Below are 17,968 nucleotides of genomic sequence, written 5' to 3'. Positions count from 1 at the left end.
CCCAACCCTTCGGGAAAGCCGGGGAAAGGCCCGGCCACGTTGTTGCAGAACGCTTACGGTATCCATACCGCGGCGCGTCCTGCGCCTAGTTGCCGGGCCGTTCCCCGGCTTTCGTGGGCACGTAAAAGTGCATAGCACGCTCCAGACAGCCGCACTGCGCGTGGAGGCGCTCATGACCGAGCTGTCGCACTTCCCGTGGAAGACCACAGCCCAGACATTGCGCGAGCGCTTTCGTGAAGACCACCTGGGCCTCACGGCCAGCAGCCTCACCTTCACCACCATCCTGGCGCTGGTGCCGTTCTTTACCGTGGCGCTGGCGGTGTTCACCGCCTTCCCCATCTTTGGCAAGCTGCAGGATGCGCTGCAGGGCTGGCTGGTCAGCAGCCTGGTGCCTGACAGCATCTCGCGCCAGGTGCTGGGCTACCTCACGCAGTTTGCCTCCAAGGCCAGCAGCCTGGGGGCGGCGGGTTTCAGCATTCTGTTGGCCACGGCGCTGGCGCTCATCCTGACCATCGACCGCACGCTCAACGACATCTGGCGCGTGCAACGCCTGCGGCCGCTGGGGCAGCGGGTGCTGATCTACTGGGCCGCCATCACGCTGGGCCCGCTGCTGATGGGCGCGAGCCTCGCGCTCACGTCGTATGTGATGTCGGCATCGGGTGGGCTGGTCAAGCGCCTGCCCGACGGGGTGCAGCTGCTGTTCGATTCGATCCAGTTTGTGGTGCTGGCGGGCGGCATGGCGGCGCTTTACCACTATGTGCCCAACACGCCGGTGAAATGGCGCCACGCCTGGACGGGCGGGCTGTTTGTGGCCGTGTGCATCGAGCTGGCCAAGAAGGTGCTGGCGGTGTACCTGGGCAAGGTGCCCACCTATTCGGTGGTGTATGGCGCGTTTGCCACGCTGCCCATTCTGCTGGTGTGGATCTATGTGGCCTGGGTCATTGTGCTGCTGGGCGCAGTGGTCACGGCCTACCTGCCCAGCCTGCTGGCCGGGGTGGCGCGGCGCGGTACGGTGGCGGGCTGGACGTTTCAGCTGGCGGTGGAGGTGCTACAGCAGTTGCACCGCGTACGCCACCAGCCCCTCAAGGGCCTGCGCCCCAGCCAGCTCGCGCAGTTGCTGCGGGTGGATGGGTTGCAGCTGGCCCCGGTGCTGGAGGCGCTGACTGCGCTGGACTGGGTGGGCCAGGTGAACGATGCAGCGGTGGGCGAAGCGGATGTGCCCGAGTCCCGCTATGTGCTGCTGGCCAACCCTGGCACCACCCCCCTGGCGCCGCTGGTGCAGCGCCTGTTGCTGGAGCGCTCTGAAAGCTTGCAACCGCTGTGGTCAAAAGCCCGGCTGGAAGGCTTGCTGCTGGAGGATGTGCTGCAGACCAGCGCAGGCACTGAGCTTGCCTTGGGAGTGCAACGGGTGGTTTAGTTTTGCTATATAAATAATAGCTGCTGGCGCTTGATTGGTGAGCGCTAGAGCCTGTTTTGGCTTGCATTGTTCGCGGCGGAAGGTGCGCGAATCAGTGCTTCAAAACGGCACCTTCCCCGTCCAGATGTCCTTGTACATCGCCCAGTCGCCCATGAAGCTGTAGAGCGGCCGCTTGAAGCTGGCGGGCTTGTTCTTCTCAAAGCCGAAGTGCCCCACCCAGGCAAAGCCGTAGCAGCAGAGCAGGCCATACAGCAGGTACTGTGGCTTGCCCGTGGCCACCAGCATGGCCAGGCAGAGCAGGCTGAGCGTGGAGCCCACGAAGTGCAGGCGGCGGCAGGTGCGGTTGCTGTGCTCGCTCAGGTAGAAGGGGTAGAAGTCCGCAAAGCTTTTGAAGGCCCTAGGGTCTGCGCTGGACACGGGTTGTGGGGCAGCAGTCTGGCTGGTCATGGCGTTGTCTCCGGGCGGGGGTAAAGCCCCTCTGCCCGCGTTATACGCCGCAGTTCTGGCGCGCACCAGTGGGGCAGTGCGGGGGGGGGCTGTCGCCAACGGGTCTGCCACCTTGAACCGGCGATTGAAACCCCGGCGGACTGTCAGCGCGCCGGGGTTTGGGGGCTCACCGGGCCAGGAAGCCCCGGATGGCGGCCAGTGTCTCTTCGGGCGCCTCGGTCATCTGGTTGTGCCCCACGGGCAGGTGGGCGATCTGCACCTGCTTGCCCGCCGCCTGGGCGGCCTTGACGAGACCCTGGGCGGCCTTGGGTGATGTCATCTGGTCCTGGCTGCCCAGCGCGAACAGCACCGGGCAGGTCAGTTGCGCCATGGCTGCTTCGCCGCCCGCGTAGCTGTCGCAGGCCACAAAACCCCGGTGGAACACATTGACAGCCGGGTTGCTGCGCAGCACCTTGCGCCCCAGCGCCATGCCCGCGCCAAACACCCAGGTGCCCGGGCCCAGGGCCGACGGGGGCGCAGACAGGGTGCTGCGCGAGAACACATTGACCATGCGCATCGCCTTCTCCGGGTCGGTCTGCGAGGCCTCGATGAGTGCGGGCGACACCTTCATCGGGAAGGCCGTGCCCACCAGCACCAGATGGCTGATGCGGTCCTTGAGCCGCGCGGCGGCCTCCATGGCAATGAGCGATCCCCAGCTATGGCCCACCAGTGCCGCGCGCTGCACGCCCGCAGCATCCAGCAGCGCGCCGATGAAGTCTGCGCCTTGCTCCACCGTGGCGGGCGCATCGCCGCCACTCTTGCAGTGGCCGGGCAGGTCGATGGCCAGCACGTTCCAGCCGTGGTTGGCCATGTAGCGGCTTTGCAGGGCCCACACGCTGTGGTCGTTGAGCACGCCGTGGATGAACACCACCGTGGGCTTGGCGGCATCAAACGCTTTGCCGCCGGTGTAGCAGTAGGTGGCGGCGCCGTTGACTTGGACGTACATGGTCAGGCCCCCGCTTTCTCTGCCGCTTTCAGCGCGCGCTTGAGGTCGTCGATGAGGTCGTCGGCGTCTTCGAGGCCGATGGACAGGCGGATCGTGCCCTGGCTGATGCCCGCGCCGGCCAGCGCTTCGTCGCTCATGCGGAAGTGCGTGGTGCTGGCCGGGTGGATCACCAGGCTGCGGCAGTCGCCCACGTTGGCCAGGTGACTGAAGACCTTGAGGGTTTCGATAAATTTTTTGCCCTGCTCGCGGTTGCCCTTGAGGTCAAAGCTGAACACCGAGCCCGCGCCGCGTGGCAGCAGCTTTTGCGCCAAGGTATGGCTGGGGTGCGAGTCGAGCAGGGGGTGGCCCACGCGCGACACAAACGGCTGCGCGGCCAGAAACTCCACCACCTTCTCGGTGTTGCGCATGTGCTGTGCCATGCGCAGCGGCAGGGTCTCGATGCCTTGCAGGATGAGCCAGGCCGTGTGCGGGCTCATGCAGGCGCCAAAGTCGCGCAGGCCCTCGCGCCGCGCGCGCAGCAAGAAGGCGCCCACGGTGCTCTCTTCGGTGAACACCATGTTGTGAAAGCCATCGTAGGGCTGCGTCAGCTCGGCAAACTTGCCCGCCGACTTCGGGCCGTCCCAGTCGAAGCTGCCGCCATCCACCACGATGCCCCCCACCACGGTGCCGTGGCCCGAGAGGAACTTGGTGGCCGAGTGGTAGACCAGATCTGCGCCATGTTCAAACGGCTTGATAAGCCAAGGCGAGGTGAGGGTGGAATCCACCAGCAGTGGCACACCCGCTTCGTGCGCAATGGACGACACGGTGGGGATGTCCAGCACATCCAGGCCGGGGTTGCCCACGGTTTCGCCAAAGAACAGGCGGGTAGTGGGGCGCACCGCAGCGCGCCAGCCGTCGATGTCGCCGGGCTTGACGAAGGTGGTTTCGATGCCGAAGCGTGACAGCGTGTAGTGCAGCAGGTTTTGTGAGCCGCCATACAGCGCCGTGCTGGCCACGATGTGGCTGCCCGCGCCCATCAGCGTGGCAATCGCCAGGTGCAGTGCGGCCTGGCCGCTGGCCGTGGCAATGGCGCCCACGCCGCCTTCCAGGGCGGCAACGCGTTGCTCCAGCACCGCATTGGTCGGGTTGCTGATGCGGCTGTACACATGGCCGCCACGCTCCAGGTTGAAGAGGGAGGCTGCGTGGTCGCTCGACTCAAAGACGAACGAAGTGGTCAGGTGGATGGGCGTGGCGCGCGCGCCGGTGGCGGGGTCGGGGCTGGCGCCTGCGTGCAGCGCCAGCGTGTCGAAGCCGGGGTCTGAATAACCGGGCATGGGTTCTGTCTCCGATGTTGTCGATGTGAGCGTAAATTGTGGGCTATATTTGATGCGATTACGCCTACAGCGCAGTGCGCCCCCCCGGAGACCTTGCACCATGAAAGTCAGCGACATCCTTCGCGTCAAAGGAAACACTCTCTACACCGCGACGCCGGACGAGCCTTTGGCCCAAGCAGCCCAGGTGATGGCCGAGAAAGACATTGGGTCGCTGGTGGTGATGGAGCTGGGTGACCTGGTGGGCATGCTCACCTTCCGCGAAGTGATCCAGGCCATGGTGCGCAACGGGGGCTCGGTGGGCACTATGCGCGTGCGCTCTGCGATGGACGATGCGCCATTGACCTGCACGCTGGAAACCGACATGGACGAGGTGCGCCGCATGATGCTGGATCGCCACGCCCGTTACATGCCCGTGATGGACAAGCGCATGCTCATGGGCGTAATCAGCTTCTACGACGTGGCCAAGGCCGTGGTGGACAGCCAGAACTTCGAAAACCAGATGCTCAAGGCCTACATCCGCGACTGGCCTGCGGAAGACGATACCAAGGCCTGAGCGCAGGGGCTGCTGCCCAGGTTTTCAGCTGCAGCAAACGGCGCTGGCTTCCAAAGACCACGCTTGCAGCATGTGTGCCGGCATGGGGCGGCCCAGCAGGTAGCCCTGCATCACCTCGCAGCCGTGCTCTTTCAGCCAGCGGCGCTGCTGCGACGTTTCCACTCCCTCGGCCACTACGGTCATGCCCAGGCTCTTGGCGATGCTCAGCACGGAAATCGTGAGTGCCCGGGCCGTTTCGCTGTGTTCCAGGTCCTGCACAAAAGACTTGTCCAGCTTCAGCTCTGTGATTGGCAGGCGGTGCAGGTAGCTCAGGCTGGAGTAGCCGGTGCCAAAGTCATCCAGTGACAGGCGAAACCCCTGCTGGCTCAGCAACTCGATGTTCTCCTGAGTTATCTCGCGCGCATCCATCATCACACTCTCGGTGATTTCCAGCAGCAGGTCGTGCGCCGCCAAGCCATGCTGGCGCAAGGTGCTGCTCACGTTCTGCGCAAACCCTTTTTGGTGAAAACTGCGCCCGGACAGATTCACCGCCACATGCGGCACCTCAACGCCGGCTGCGCGCCAGGTGTTGATTTGCTGGCAGACTTCATTCACCAGCCAATCGGTAAGCGCCGGAATCAACCCGGTTTCTTCGGCCAGTGGGATGAACTGCGCTGGAGAGACTGGGCCCCATTCGGGATGGCTCCAGCGGGCCAGGGCCTCCATGCCGTGCAGGGCCAGCGCCGGGTCGGAAGTGATCTGGGGCTGGTAGTGCAGGGTCAGCTCGCCACGCTCCAGTGCGTGGCGCAGGGCCCGCTCCATGGCGGCGCGTTCCTGGGCGCGCCGGTTCATCTCCTGGCTGAAAAGTTGCAGGCTGTGGCGATGGTCGCTTTTGGCCTGGTACATCGCCTGGTCAGCATGGCGTACCAGGGTGTCGATGTCAGTGCCGTCGTAGGGATAAATGGATATCCCGACGCTGGCGCTGGGCAGGTTGATCTGGCCCTGGATCTCTACCGGCATGGCGATGCTGCCCAGTACACGCTGCGCCGTTTGCACCGCTTGCTCCGTGGTGCAGTTGGACAGCAGCAGCACGAATTCGTCGCCCGACAGGCGGCCAATGCAGTCTTGGGCGCGCACGCATTCGCCCAGGCGCTGCGCCACCACCCGCAGCAAGGTGTCTCCGGCCGCGTGGCCCTGGGTGTCGTTGACCTGTTTGAATCGGTCCAGGTCCACGAAGAGCAGGGCGCCGGTCTGGTGGTCACGTGCCATGCTGGACAGGGCTCTTTCCGCACTGTTGCGGAACATGACGCGGTTGGGCAGGCCGGTCAGCACGTCAAAAAACGCCAGCTGGTGGATGCGCTGGCGCGAAGCGTCGCGCTCAATGGCCAGGGCGCACAGGTGTAGGCAGACCTGCACCAGGCTCTTGTGCAGCGCATTGGGTTCGCGCGGCTCCTTGAAATAAAACGCGAATGTGCCAACCACCTGCCCCTGGTGGTTTTTGATGGGGCTGGACCAGCAGGCCTTCAGTCCGGTCGATTCGAAGAGAGCGCGGCAGTCATCCCAACGCGGGTCGGTGGCGATGCTGGTGGTGACCACAGGCTTGCCCAAATAGGCCGCCGTGCCGCAGGAGCCAACGTTGGGGCCGATCTGCACGCCATCGAGTGCCGCGCAGATGTGGTCTGGTAAACCGGGGGCCGCCAGGGGATGAACCCGGCCGTTCGTGTCTACCGTCAGGATGGAGGCCGTGACCTCCGGGGCAATGTTTTCCACCTCCTTGCACACCCTGGTCATCAACTCGGGCAGGCTGGTTTCGCTGACCATGCTCTCCAGTACGCGCTTTTGCAGCACTTCATGCATCTTGGTCAGGGTGATGTCGGTGAGCACCGTGATGGAGCCGCCGGGACCTCCCTGTGCTTCATCCGCTTTGTTGACCACCATCGATACCCAGCGCGGTTGGCCATCGCGGCTGTAGATGAGCGCATCGCCGTGGTAATGCCCTTGCAGGCGCAATCCGCTGCGAATGGCTTCCGTCAGGCCTTGGTGCGTGTGCGGGCCCTGCAGCATGTCGCTGAGGTAACGGCCCCGCGCTTCGTCACTGGTGAAGCCAAAAAGGCGCGTGAAGCCCTGGTTGACATACACCACCTGCCGGTCGCGGTTGGTCAGCGCGATGGCGTTGTCGCTGCAATCCAGGGCTTGGCGCAAGGGGCTGTCGGCCAGCAGGGGGGCGGCTCATGGTGCAACAGAGTGCGTGGCGTGGCGGGGGCTCCATGGAGCGATGGGGAGGTTGGCATGCGCTTCTCAAGAGTCTGACCCCATGCTAGTCCTACACAGGCGCTCTGCCAAGCGCTCTATGCGCATGTAGGACTGAATTGCTCTGGGATAATCCTCGCCATGAGCGGCAATACCCTAGGCACCCTTTTCACTGTCACCAATTTTGGTGAATCCCATGGTCCAGCCATCGGCTGCGTGATTGATGGCTGCCCGCCTGGCATGCCGCTGTCCGAGGCCGACATCCAGATCGACCTGGACCGCCGCCGCCCGGGCACCAGTCGGCACGTCACGCAGCGCAACGAGCCCGATGCCGTGGAAATTCTCTCGGGGGTGTACGAAGGCAAGACCACAGGCACCCCCATTGCCCTGCTCATTCGCAACACCGACCAGCGCAGCAAGGACTACGGCAACATCGCGCAGAGTTTTCGCCCTGGGCATGCGGACTACACCTACTGGCACAAATACGGCATTCGTGACCCGCGCGGTGGCGGCCGCTCGTCTGCCCGGCTCACGGCCCCCACCGTGGCGGCCGGTGCCGTGGCCAAGAAATGGCTGCAGCAGCAATATGGAACGCAGTTTCGCGCGTGCATGACGCAGCTGGGCGAGCTGGAAATCCCCTTTGAGAGCTGGGATCACGTGCGCAGCAATCCGTTCTTTGCGCCGGTGGCTGACGTCGCCGAGTACGAGGACTACATGGACGCATTGCGCAAGGCGGGTGATTCCTGCGGTGCGCGCATCCGCGTGCAGGCCACGGGCGTGCCGGTAGGCTTGGGTGAGCCGCTGTACGACAAGCTGGACGCCGACATTGCTTTCGTCATGATGGGGCTCAACGCCGTCAAGGGCGTGGAAATTGGCGCCGGCTTTGCCAGCGTGGCCCAGCGCGGCACCACCCATGGCGACTCCATGGCGCCCAACGGCTTCATGTCCAACAACGCTGGGGGGGTGCTGGGCGGTATCAGCACCGGGCAAGACCTGGAAGTGAGCCTGGCGATCAAGCCCACCAGCTCCATCATCAGCCCCCGTGAGTCGATCGACATCCACGGCAACCCCACCGAGGTGATCACCAAGGGGCGGCACGACCCCTGCGTGGGCATTCGTGCTGCGCCCATCGCCGAGGCCCTGCTGGCCTTGGTGGTGATGGACCATGCCCTGCGCCACCGGGCCCAGTGCGGCGATGTGGTGCACGCGGTGGCGCCCATCAAAGCCTCGTTCCTGTAAGCCCTGCCAGGCAGTCGCCTCGCATGCAGCGCTTGCGCACGCTGGGGGCGCGGCGGCCGCTGGTGCCGTTTGCTGCCCTGTCGGCCAGTTACTTCGCACACATCGGGTTTTTCAACCCGTACCTGCCGCTCTGGCTCAAAAGTCTGGGCCTGCCCCTGGTCACCATCGGGGTGCTGACGTCGCTGCAATCCCTCACGCGCCTGTTTGCGCCTTATGGCTGGGGCGTGTTGAGCGACCATACCGGCCAGCGTGTGCCCTTGCTGCGCTGGTGTTCGACGCTTGCGCTGGTGATTTCAGCGGGCCTGTGGGTGCCCGGCGGCACTTGGTGGATTGCGGCCGTGCTGCTGCTCATGTTCACCCACACCAGCGCCATGATGCCGATGAGCGAGGCTGCCATGGCCCACTTGGTAAGCCAGGAAGGCAGCTTCGATGCGCGCCGCTATGGCCGGGTGCGGCTGTGGGGCTCGCTGGGCTTTCTGGTCACGGTGTTTGCGGCCGGGGCGTGGTTTGAGAAGTTTGGCATGGCCGACTTCCCAGGCTGGACGCTGGCCACCCTGGTGGCGGTGGTGGCCAGCACCTGGCTCTTGCCCCGCCTGGAAGAGGGGCAGCCTTCTTCCAGCACCAGTCATGGCGCCAGGCCTGCCATGGCCCCCGTCTTGCGCAGGCCCCAGGTGCGGTGGTTTTTCGCATCGGCTTGCTTTCACGTGCTGGCCCACATTGCGGTCTACGTGTTCTTCTCGCTGTACCTGGATGCCTTGGGGTATCGCAAATCCACCATTGGCGTGCTGTGGGCGGTGTCTGTGGTGGTAGAGATCGCATGGTTCTTCACCCAGGGGCGCTGGCTGCCGCGCTGGCCCTTGAGTCGCTGGCTGCTGGTGTGCGCTGCTGCCATGGCGCTGCGCATGGGCATGACGGCTGCCGCAGGTGCGTGGTTGCTGGTGCTGGTGGTGGCGCAGATGCTGCACGCGCTCACCTTTGCGGCCCACCATACAGTGTGCATGGCGCTGCTTTCGGAATACTTCCCAGGTCGCCTGCGCGGGCGCGGTCAGGCCTTGTACACGGTGCTGGCTTATGGCCTGCCTGGCGTGGTGGGGGCATTGGCAGGGGGCGCTTTGGGCGATGCTGCTGGCTTGGCGTCGGTGTACTGGGCGGCTATGGTGGCCAGTGTGCTGTCCTGCCTGTGTGCCTGGAAGGTGGGGCACAGCGCCCTCAAGGAACGGAGCTTGGAATGATCGTGAAAAACGCTAGCAAAGTGGTCGCCGCACTGGCGGCAACCCTGACTTTGACCACGTTGCTGGGCTGCGCCCATCCTCCGGATTCGCCGACTCGGGCCAACTTCGTGGATATCGGGCTGATCGCCTTCAATGATTTTCACGGCAACCTGGAGCCGCCCCACATTGCGATACCCATCCGCAGCCAGCAGGGCGTGGAGCGTGTGCCCGCCGGTGGCGCCGCCTACCTGGCCAGCGCCATCGCGCAGCTCAAGGCCCGGCATCCGCACCATGCCGTGATCACCGCCGGGGACATGGTGAGCGCATCGCCCCTGGTGTCGGCCTTGTTCCTGGACGAGCCCACCATCGAAGCCGTGAACCACATGCAGATCGACTTCTCTGCAGTAGGCAACCATGAATTTGACCGGGGCTGGCAAGAGCTGCTGCGGCTGCAGCAGGGCGGTTGCGAGAAATTCACGGTGCGCGAGCCCTGCCAGATCAGCAAGCCCTTTGAAGGGGCCAAGTTCCGTTTTCTGGCCGCCAACACCGTGCGTGAAGATGGCCAGCCTTTGTTGCCCGCCACGGGCATCAAACGTTTCACGCAGGGCGATGCCACCGTGGCGGTGGGCTTCATTGGCATGGCGCTCAAGGCCACGCCCACCATGGTGAGCCCTGCGGGCGTGAAAGGCCTGCGTTTTGAAGACGAGGCCGTCACGGCCAATGCCCTGGTGCCTCAGTTGCGCGCCCAGGGCGCGGATGTGATCGTGGTCGCCATCCACGAAGGGGGCTACACCGATGCCAAGGTGCTGGGGCAGGAATGCTCTGGCATCAACGGCGACATCGTGCCGATTCTGGAGCGGCTGGACCCCTCTGTGGATGTGGTCGTCTCGGGCCACACCCACCAGGCCTATGTGTGTGACTACGGCCGCATCAATCCAGCCCGCCCGTTTTTGCTGACCAGCGCCGGGCAGTACGGTGCGCTGCTGACCGAGGTGTCACTGCGGGTGGACACCGCCACCCGCCAGGTAGTGCGCAAAACTGCACACAACCACATCGTGCAGGGCGAGGCATTTACCGGCAGCCAGGGGCTGGTGCCCCTGAACGCTGCCGTACCGGCCTATCCGGCCGATCCGTTCGTGCAGCAACTGGTGGCACGCTACAAGGCCGCTGCCGAACCCCTGGCGCAGCGGCCCGTGGGCCGGGCCAGTGCGCCGCTGCTGCGCGTGCGCAACGAAGCGCTGGAAAGCACGTTGGGCAATCTGGTGGCAGATGCCCAGTTGGCCGCGACCCGCGCGCCGCAGAAGGGCGGTGCCCAGCTCTCGTTCATGAACCCCGGTGGCTTGCGGGCTGATCTGGTGCCTGATGCGCAAGGCCAGCTGCGCTATGGGCAGCTTTTCAGCGTTCAGCCGTTTGGCAACAACATCATGGTGCGCACGTACACCGGCGCGCAGATCCGCGCGGTGCTGGAGCAACAGTTTGCCGGCGGCACCAGCACGCTGCAGTCCCCTCGGGTGCTGTCGGTGTCTGAAGGATTTGGCTACCGGTACGACCTGTCGCAACCCGCTGGCTCGCGCATCAGCCAGATGACCCTGCATGGCAAGCCGCTGGAGGACACCGCCGTAGTGCGGGTGGCCATCAGCAGCTTTCTGGCCAGCGGTGGGGATGGCTTCACGGTGTTCATGGAGGGGCGAGACACTACAGGCGGCGATCTCGATCTGGATGTGCTGGAGGCCTACGTGCTGGCACACAGCCCGATAGCGCCACCGCTCACCAACCGCATCCAGCGTGCCCCGTAGTGGGCCGGGGTGAGGGCACATCTGCCCGTAGGCGCTTTGAAGCGATTGATGTCTGGGTGATTGAGGACTATTAGCCAAATTGGCCTATAGCGCTTATGCAGCAAGCGCAAGCAGCTATAAAAATAATAGCTTGGTTGTATCTGCCTGCACAACCCAGGCAACACCAGCCTATTTGCGCACTTCGTCTACCAGCGCTCTGAACTCGTCAATGTCTTCAAAGCTGCGGTACACGCTGGCAAAGCGGATGTAGGCGACTTTGTCGAGCTTCTTGAGCTCGCGCATCACCAGCTCGCCAATGCGGCCGGAGTTCACTTCGCGCTGCCCCAGGTTCAGCAGCTTTTCTTCAATGCGCTCAATGGCGCTATCGATCTGCTCGGTGCTCACCGGGCGCTTGCGCAGCGCCAGGTTGAAAGAGGCGAGCAGCTTGCCGCGTTCGTACTCGATGCGGCGACCGTCTTTCTTCACGATGGCCGGAAAGTTCACTTCCGGCCGCTCGTAGGTCGTGAAACGCTTGTCACAGGCGCCGCACTGGCGGCGGCGCCGGATGAACACCCCGTCTTCAGACACCCGTGTTTCAACGACTTGCGTTTCCAGGTGGCTGCAGAAGGGGCATTTCATGGTCGCTGGCTACCTGCTTAGCGGTAGACAGGGAAGCGTGCGGTCAGGGCGTTGACCTTTTCGCGCACGGCGGCGATGTTCGCTTCATCGCGTGGGTTGTCCAGCACGTCGGCGATCAGGTTGGCCGTCAGGCGCGCTTCTTCTTCCTTGAAGCCACGGGTGGTCATGGCGGGGGTGCCAATGCGCACGCCGCTGGTCACCATCGGCTTTTCAGGGTCGTTGGGAATGGCGTTCTTGTTGATGGTCATGTGAGCAGCGCCCAGCACAGCCTCGGCTTCCTTGCCGGTGATGCCCTTGGCGCGCAGGTCCACCAGCATCACGTGGCTTTGCGTGCCACCGCTCACGATGCGCAGACCACGCTGGGTCAGCGTCTCGGCCACGACCTTGGCGTTCTTCACCACTTGTTCCTGATAGGCCTTGAACTCGGGCGTCAGTGCTTCCTTGAAGGCCACGGCCTTCGCGGCAATCACGTGCATCAGGGGGCCGCCTTGCAGGCCGGGGAAGATGGCGCTGTTGATGGCCTTCTCGTGTTCGGCCTTCATCAGGATGATGCCGCCACGGGGGCCGCGCAGGCTCTTGTGCGTGGTGGATGTGACCACGTCGGCGTGGGGCACGGGGTTGGGGTACACACCCGCAGCGATCAGGCCGGCGTAGTGGGCCATGTCCACCATGAAGATGGCGCCAATTTCCTTGGCGATCTTGGCAAAGCGCTCGAAATCGATGTGCAGGCTGTAAGCAGATGCCCCAGCCACGATCAGCTTGGGCTTGTGCTCGCGGGCCTTGGCTTCCATCGCGTCGTAGTCAATGGCTTCGTTCTTGTCCAGACCGTAGCTGACCACGTTGAACCACTTGCCCGACATGTTCAGCGGCATGCCGTGGGTCAGGTGGCCGCCTTCGGCCAGGCTCATGCCCATGATGGTGTCGCCGGGCTTCAGGAAGGCCAGGAACACGGCTTCATTGGCAGATGCGCCGCAATGGGGTTGCACGTTGGCAGCATCGGCGCCGAAGATCTTCTTCACGCGGTCAATGGCCAGTTGCTCGGCCACGTCCACGTGCTCGCAGCCACCGTAGTAGCGCTTGCCTGGGTAGCCTTCGGCGTATTTGTTGGTGAGCTGGGTGCCTTGCGCCCACATCACGGCGGGGGAGGCGTAGTTCTCGCTGGCGATCAGCTCGATGTGGTGCTCTTGGCGGGCGTTTTCAGCCTGGATGGCAGCAAACAGCTCGGGATCGGTTTGTTCGACAAGAATTTTGCGGTCGTACATGGTATGGCAGTCCTATGAACTTATGTCCCTTGAAACAAGGGCTGCCCAGGCGAACGGCGGAACGCTCAGGCCCAGGTCCTTCGCGGCACGCTCCCCAGTGGTTCACAAGATGACGGATCTTGTTGTTTTCCACGTCAGCGGTGACACCTGAAAAGTGCCACGCCTATCGCCAGTCGCGTACCCCCGTAGTGTAGCTGAGGTACTCATGGGCCTGCCGGGTGGCGGCGCTTTGAGTCCGCTGGGCGTTTTGGTAAGTGTCTTGTCTCTGGTCTGAATACTGTGCTGCCCCGCAGGGTGACAGCACTTGGCTTCACGAACCCACAGAACCGAGCAACGCCACCTTGCTGTCGGCTTCGGCCGAGGGGCGTTCGCCAGCATTGCGCGAGGCGGCTGGCGCAGCTTGCGCCGGTGTGGCCGCAGGAGCTTGGGTGGTGAGCATGACGGGCGCATTGATAGGCACAGACCGACCATTGGCCACCTGGCGCAGGCGCGAGTGCTCTGCCATCACCTTGGCTGTGTATCCACCATCATCGGGCAGGTTGGCGGCGCCCACGTAGTAGCGCAAACCCCCTTCGATGGAACCTGCGCGTGCAATGCACTCCTGCAGCACCTTGACGCCGACGCGAAGGTTGGACACAGGGTCGAACGCCGCAAAGTGTCCACCGAAATTCTGGTACTTCTCCGTATGCACACGGGTCATCACTTGCATCAGGCCTTGCGCACCGACCGCGCTTTGTGCAAACGGATTGAAGTTTGACTCGATGGCCATGATGGCGAGGATGAGGGTCGGATCCAGCTTGGTGCGTGTGCCAATGTCATACGCCTCGGCCACCAGAACGCTCAGGGGCTCTGGAGCCACCTTGTACTTTTTGCTCAGCCAAAAGGCCACAGCCGCCTGCTCTTTGGGCAGGTCCTTGGGGTTGCCTGCCGTAGCGCGTTCGCTGGCATCGGGCTCTACGGGCATGCCGATGGCTGCGACTTGTCGCTCCTGCAGCCAGTTCATGAGTTGCTCCTCTCCTGCTTGGCGCAGATCAGGGCGCGCAGTCAGTGTGATCGCAACAAAGGCAACAGCCAAACCGATGAGGGCAAAGCTGTTGTGGGTGATTTCAAGAAAACCATTGGTCACATCGGTCACGAAGGTTCGTAGGCCGGAGACAAATTTTCCTGACGCTGTCATAGCTCTTCCTTTCTGAGGCGGAGGCTCTGGAGTGACTGCTGGTGTTCGCAGTGCTGAAGCGAGCTTCCGCTTGGATTGGTACGCCATCAACTGCTGTCTGCGGTCACTGCGTAGTGCAGGGGAGACAGTGTTGACTTAGCCGGGTTCGGCAGCGGATTGGGACTTTGGATGCCTTGGTTTTCAAGGCTGGCGGATTCTAGGAGGGTACTTAATGCTTGGTCAATACTATCAAAAATAGTTTTAAGACAAAAAAATTATAAAATAACTGTGGTTTTAGCCAGTTTTTCTCTGCGATGACAGTCCAAATTGCTGAATTTCCCTTGAGGGGCTGAGCATCGGTGTCAAAGAATCTATCGGTGGCGTGAGTCCGATTTAAATTGCAGCTTGAAGTTCGATGCCCGGTTTGATGAGGTGAAATTGCCTGTGATTTCAGGCATCGCCGAACGAAGCCAAGCCTCCCTCCGATGGCATTCAGTGCCCAGGTGCAGCAGGCAAGGCTTTCAAGGCAACCCCCTGGGGGCAATCTCTTGCCCCCTCGCACGCAGGACGATTTCCTCCATCGTGCGAATAGATGGCAAAGACCGTTGTGTCAGCCGTCAAGCCCGGTCAGCCTGCCTTGTGGCGGTGCTGGTCGGGCTTTCTTGTTTGCGGCGCAGCCGTTGCTATGCAGGTAACTCTTGCGTGCTTTCGTCCCACCGTACGGTGCCAATGCAACTGCGCTTGCATATATATAGATAATGGGAGCCTTTCCTGGGGCGGTGCCATAGGTGCAGCCCCGCACGAGGCATGACGAGAAGTGCATTGGGAGTCTTTGTGTCAAGTCATGCCCCAGGGTTGAGTGCAGCGGCATCATTAGCGAGTTGTTCCTCGCTTGAGGTCAGGCCGCAGCTCCTGGCAGATATTTGTTCTCGTCATCGCGGCCCCTCTGTGTAGGGCCGGGAAGGTCCTTAGGGACTCCCATTGAGGCCTTCTCTGTTTTTCAATGAACCCATGTTTCCTTTTTTTTCCCGCAGCAAAATGTCTGAAGCACCTGAAGTGAATCCGGCCCCGGCCAAGACCCATGAGCCGCATCCACTGGATGCATTGACCGGTGGCGCGTTCTCTGCAGCCACGTCCGGAGAGCGGGCGTCGCGTATCCGCGAGTGGTTGACCACACAGCCTGCGCCGGAGCAGTTGCAAGAAGTGTTCAAGGAGTTGAGTGGTCGTGACAAGGGTGCAGCCCGTGCGGTCCGCGAGCGACTGGACGAAATCCGCCGTGCCAAGGGCCAAGAGGCCATCGCGGCTGAATGGGCAGACAAAGCCCAGGCTTTGCTGTCTGCCTCCAAGCTCAACATTGCCGATGCCCTGGCATGGCAGCGCGATGCAGCGAAGGCCGGTGCGCCTTTGTCGAGGGAGCCGCTGTCGCTGTTGAAGGTACAGATTGCTGACCGTGTCAAAGTCATCGAAGATCTGCAGCACCGCGTGCAGGTGCAGCGCGAGGCCGCAGTGTTGCTGGCCCAGCGCATTGAGGTGCTTTCCACCAAGTCCTGGCGCGATGCCCAGGCAGCTCTGGAGTTATTGCGTGCTGACGTTGCGCGCTGGCAAGAACAAGCCCAGGGGCTGACCAGTGATGCCAGCTGGGTGAGCGTGGAAGCACGCTTTCCGCAACAGCTGGAAAGCTCCAAGGCCCAGTTGTTGGTGGTGTGGGAAGCGTTTCAGCCCGCTCTGGCGCAGGCCATCGCGGCTGCTGAAGACGTCAATGCGCCTCTGCCCCCCGTGCCTGTGTGGGCCGATGAGCTGCGCGTAGCCCGTGGTTTGCCTTCTGAGGCAGCGGCTGCCGCGGCCAAGTCAGCCCGCCCCGCCAAGCCCAAGGTAGACCCCGAAGTGCGTGACAAAGCCGTACAGGCGGTGCGCGAAGCGTTGGCTACGCTGGAAAAAGAAACGGCTGAAGGCCACGGCAAAGCCAGTGCAGGCGCGGCTGCTGCGCTGCGCGCAGTGCTCAAGACCCAAGGGAAGCACATCGATGCTGCTTTGGAGCAGCAAGTCCATTCCGCTTTGGTTGCTGCAGGTGAACTGGAGGGCTGGCAGCGCTGGAGCGCTGATCAGGTGCGCGAGGACTTGGTCGCCAAAGCCGAAGGGCTGCTCAATCGCCCTGAAGGCCAGGCCTTGGGTGGCCGCAAGATGCAGGAAACGCTGCGTCAATTGCGTGAGCAGTGGAAGCAAACGGACCAAGGCGGCGCACCCAACCATGCGCTGTGGAAAAAGTTTGACGAAGCCTGCAATGCGGCTCACAAGGTGGTCGAGGCCTGGCTGGACAAGATCCGTAGCGAGGCTGCTGAGCACAAGGCCCAGCGTCTGGCGCTGATTGAAGAGGTCAAGGCATGGGCCCAGGAGCACGCTGCCTCTGGCGACTGGAAGGGCATCCACCGTGCGCTTTACCAGTTTGGTGACCGCTGGCGTGAAAGCGGACATGTGGGCGAAAAGCTGTTTGCTGAGTTGCAGCCCCTGTGGAAGCAGGCGATTGCTGCTGCCGCTGCTCCTCTGGAAGCTGCGCAGAAGGAAAGCCTGGCGCGACGCCATGCCATGATCGAAGAAGCGGCTGCGCTCGGTGCTGCTGCTGTGTTGCGCATCGATGCCGTCAAGTCCTTGCAGCAGCGTTGGCAAGCCGAAGCCCAGTCGGTGCCGCTGGACCGCAAGCAGGAGCAAAAACTTTGGGATGCCTTCCGCAAGCCGATTGATGAGGCATTCAATCGCAAATCGGCGGAGCGTGAGCGCGCCACGACGGAATTGAGCGCACGCGACCGCGTTGTGCTGGAGGCTTCCAAAGCGCTGGAGGCTGCCAATGCCAGTGGCGATGCCCAGCAGATTCGCGCCGCCATGCAAGCCCTTGAGGCGGCTTTGCGTGGCCAAGCGCTGGCGGCTCAGGCGGTTGCCGAAAGTGAAGCAGATTCCGAGAAGAGCCAAGCTGTGTCAGCGCAAGATGCTACAGAAACTGTAGCATCCGAGCAGCCGTCGGATGCCTCTGGCGAGACCGCGGCCCCAGCGCCCGCAGCTCCCAAGCCTGCTGCGCGCCCTGTGGTTGCGGTGCGTGGTGACGACCGGCCTGGCATGAAGAAGGATGCCCCTGCAGTGGCGGGGCGTGGTGCTCGTCCCGGAGATCGCCGAGATGGTCGCCCAGGTGATCGGGATGGCAGTCGTGGGCCTCGCGCAGATGGGCGCTTTGGTGATCGCAACGATCGGGGTGGTCGTTTTGGCGACCGCCCAGAACGCGAAGACCGTGGCCCACGTTTGGGGGATACGGCATTCCGTGCCCAGCGTGATGCCATGGAGCACGCGCAGCAAACGCTGAAAAAACTGGCTGCGCAGGCCCATGGCGAGGCATTGACGCACTTGCTGACGGCTTGGGAAAAGCGAGACGCGACCCAGCTACCCAGTGCTCAGGATTTGGGTGGACGTGTGTCTGCGTCCGTCCGTGCCGCCTGGGCGCAGGCGCTGTCTGCTGCTCCGAAGGGTGACGCTGCTGAAGCGTTGTTGCGCTTGGAGATTGCCGCAGAAGTGCCAACCCCCGCAGAGCACATCGCTGCCCGCCGCATGCTGCAACTGCAATTGCTGACGCGCCGCAATGATCCGTCGCCAGCCCAGACATGGGGTGACGACACCGCTCGTGTGTTGTCGAGTGCCAGTGATGCAGGCAGCGCCCGCCGTTTGCAGAACGTGCTCAAGACGCTGCTGCGCAAATAAG

13 protein-coding genes and 1 riboswitch are annotated in these 17,968 nt (G+C 63.2%); of the genes, 6 read left to right on the top strand and 7 right to left on the bottom strand.

Features of this window, described 5'->3' with window-relative positions; all coding sequences use genetic code 11:
* Positions 1 to 127: 127 nt before the first annotated feature.
* Entirely contained in the window at positions 128 to 1,417 is a 1,290-nt protein-coding gene (locus AADJ04_RS01815; RefSeq protein ID WP_341238543.1) for a YihY family inner membrane protein, read from the top strand.
* Between the two features lie 99 nt (positions 1,418 to 1,516).
* Here AADJ04_RS01815 and AADJ04_RS01810 read toward each other — a convergent pair whose 3' ends face one another.
* The 3 genes from AADJ04_RS01810 to AADJ04_RS01800 form a co-directional block, all read right to left on the bottom strand.
* Positions 1,517 to 1,864, bottom strand: coding sequence for a DUF962 domain-containing protein (locus AADJ04_RS01810; protein ID WP_341238542.1), 348 nt, complete (start codon positions 1,862 to 1,864; stop codon positions 1,517 to 1,519).
* Between the two features lie 166 nt (positions 1,865 to 2,030).
* Entirely contained in the window at positions 2,031 to 2,849 is an 819-nt protein-coding gene (locus AADJ04_RS01805) for an alpha/beta hydrolase (protein ID WP_341238541.1), read from the bottom strand.
* Between the two features lie 2 nt (positions 2,850 to 2,851).
* On the bottom strand, positions 2,852 to 4,162 hold the full coding sequence (locus AADJ04_RS01800) for an O-acetylhomoserine aminocarboxypropyltransferase (RefSeq protein WP_341238540.1): 1,311 nt from the start codon (positions 4,160 to 4,162) through the stop codon (positions 2,852 to 2,854).
* A 100-nt stretch (positions 4,163 to 4,262) separates the two neighbouring features.
* On the opposite strand from AADJ04_RS01800, the gene AADJ04_RS01795 reads away from it, so the two are divergent.
* Entirely contained in the window at positions 4,263 to 4,715 is a 453-nt protein-coding gene (locus tag AADJ04_RS01795) for a CBS domain-containing protein (protein ID WP_066788461.1), read from the top strand.
* Positions 4,716 to 4,739: 24 nt separating this feature from the next.
* Here the strand turns inward: AADJ04_RS01795 and AADJ04_RS01790 are convergent, their stop codons facing one another.
* On the bottom strand, positions 4,740 to 6,896 hold the full coding sequence (locus AADJ04_RS01790) for an EAL domain-containing protein (RefSeq protein WP_341238539.1): 2,157 nt from the start codon (positions 6,894 to 6,896) through the stop codon (positions 4,740 to 4,742).
* Between the two features lie 189 nt (positions 6,897 to 7,085).
* Here AADJ04_RS01790 and aroC point away from each other — a divergent pair, with 189 nt between their 5' ends.
* The 3 genes from aroC to AADJ04_RS01775 are packed head-to-tail and all read left to right on the top strand — an operon-like array spanning position 7,086 to position 11,190.
* Positions 7,086 to 8,183, top strand: coding sequence for a chorismate synthase (aroC, locus tag AADJ04_RS01785; RefSeq protein ID WP_273624780.1), 1,098 nt, complete (start codon positions 7,086 to 7,088; stop codon positions 8,181 to 8,183).
* 23 nt (positions 8,184 to 8,206) lie between these two features.
* Positions 8,207 to 9,415, top strand: coding sequence for an MFS transporter (locus AADJ04_RS01780; protein ID WP_273624781.1), 1,209 nt, complete (start codon positions 8,207 to 8,209; stop codon positions 9,413 to 9,415).
* Positions 9,412 to 11,190 (top strand): bifunctional metallophosphatase/5'-nucleotidase, encoded by a 1,779-nt coding sequence (locus AADJ04_RS01775; protein ID WP_341238538.1) that lies wholly within the window; start codon positions 9,412 to 9,414, stop codon positions 11,188 to 11,190. The genes AADJ04_RS01780 and AADJ04_RS01775 overlap by 4 nt, the downstream gene beginning before the upstream one ends.
* Positions 11,191 to 11,358: 168 nt before the next feature.
* On the opposite strand, the gene nrdR is transcribed toward AADJ04_RS01775, so the two are convergent.
* The 3 genes from nrdR to AADJ04_RS01760 all read right to left on the bottom strand — a co-directional run bounded on the left by nrdR (position 11,359) and on the right by AADJ04_RS01760 (position 14,247).
* The gene (nrdR, locus tag AADJ04_RS01770) at positions 11,359 to 11,808 is read right to left on the bottom strand and encodes a transcriptional regulator NrdR (RefSeq protein WP_044402746.1); all 450 of its coding nucleotides are present in this window, start codon (positions 11,806 to 11,808) and stop codon (positions 11,359 to 11,361) included.
* Positions 11,809 to 11,825: 17 nt separating this feature from the next.
* Positions 11,826 to 13,070: a serine hydroxymethyltransferase gene (gene glyA / locus AADJ04_RS01765; protein ID WP_044402743.1), complete on the bottom strand. Its 1,245-nt coding sequence runs from the start codon at positions 13,068 to 13,070 to the stop codon at positions 11,826 to 11,828.
* A 36-nt stretch (positions 13,071 to 13,106) separates the two neighbouring features.
* Positions 13,107 to 13,257: riboswitch (ZMP/ZTP riboswitch) on the bottom strand.
* A 123-nt stretch (positions 13,258 to 13,380) separates the two neighbouring features.
* Positions 13,381 to 14,247, bottom strand: coding sequence for a lytic transglycosylase domain-containing protein (locus tag AADJ04_RS01760; protein WP_341238537.1), 867 nt, complete (start codon positions 14,245 to 14,247; stop codon positions 13,381 to 13,383).
* A 990-nt stretch (positions 14,248 to 15,237) separates the two neighbouring features.
* Here AADJ04_RS01760 and AADJ04_RS01755 point away from each other — a divergent pair.
* A complete protein-coding gene (locus tag AADJ04_RS01755) occupies positions 15,238 to 17,967 on the top strand; it encodes a DUF349 domain-containing protein (protein WP_207373281.1) in 2,730 nt (909 codons plus the stop codon).
* The last annotated feature ends 1 nt before the right edge of the window (position 17,968 follow it).

The organism is uncultured Acidovorax sp. (genome assembly GCF_964021665.1).
In the GTDB taxonomy this organism is placed as follows: Bacteria; Pseudomonadota; Gammaproteobacteria; order Burkholderiales; family Burkholderiaceae_C; genus Acidovorax; species Acidovorax temperans.
This window is presented reverse-complemented; position numbering and strand designations above follow the sequence as displayed.

What these genes read in the sequence shown, in the direction of transcription:
- AADJ04_RS01810 (WP_341238542.1), bottom strand. Translation starts at nt 1,864, where the DNA reads ATGACCAGCCAGACTGCTGCCCCACAACCCGTGTCCAGCGCAGACCCT.
- AADJ04_RS01805 (WP_341238541.1), bottom strand. Translation starts at nt 2,849, where the DNA reads ATGTACGTCCAAGTCAACGGCGCCGCCACCTACTGCTACACCGGCGGC.
- AADJ04_RS01800 (WP_341238540.1), bottom strand. Translation starts at nt 4,162, where the DNA reads ATGCCCGGTTATTCAGACCCCGGCTTCGACACGCTGGCGCTGCACGCA.
- AADJ04_RS01795 (WP_066788461.1), top strand. Translation starts at nt 4,263, where the DNA reads ATGAAAGTCAGCGACATCCTTCGCGTCAAAGGAAACACTCTCTACACC.
- aroC (WP_273624780.1), top strand. Translation starts at nt 7,086, where the DNA reads ATGAGCGGCAATACCCTAGGCACCCTTTTCACTGTCACCAATTTTGGT.
- AADJ04_RS01780 (WP_273624781.1), top strand. Translation starts at nt 8,207, where the DNA reads ATGCAGCGCTTGCGCACGCTGGGGGCGCGGCGGCCGCTGGTGCCGTTT.
- AADJ04_RS01775 (WP_341238538.1), top strand. Translation starts at nt 9,412, where the DNA reads ATGATCGTGAAAAACGCTAGCAAAGTGGTCGCCGCACTGGCGGCAACC.
- nrdR (WP_044402746.1), bottom strand. Translation starts at nt 11,808, where the DNA reads ATGAAATGCCCCTTCTGCAGCCACCTGGAAACGCAAGTCGTTGAAACA.
- glyA (WP_044402743.1), bottom strand. Translation starts at nt 13,070, where the DNA reads ATGTACGACCGCAAAATTCTTGTCGAACAAACCGATCCCGAGCTGTTT.
- AADJ04_RS01760 (WP_341238537.1), bottom strand. Translation starts at nt 14,247, where the DNA reads ATGACAGCGTCAGGAAAATTTGTCTCCGGCCTACGAACCTTCGTGACC.
- AADJ04_RS01755 (WP_207373281.1), top strand. Translation starts at nt 15,238, where the DNA reads ATGTTTCCTTTTTTTTCCCGCAGCAAAATGTCTGAAGCACCTGAAGTG.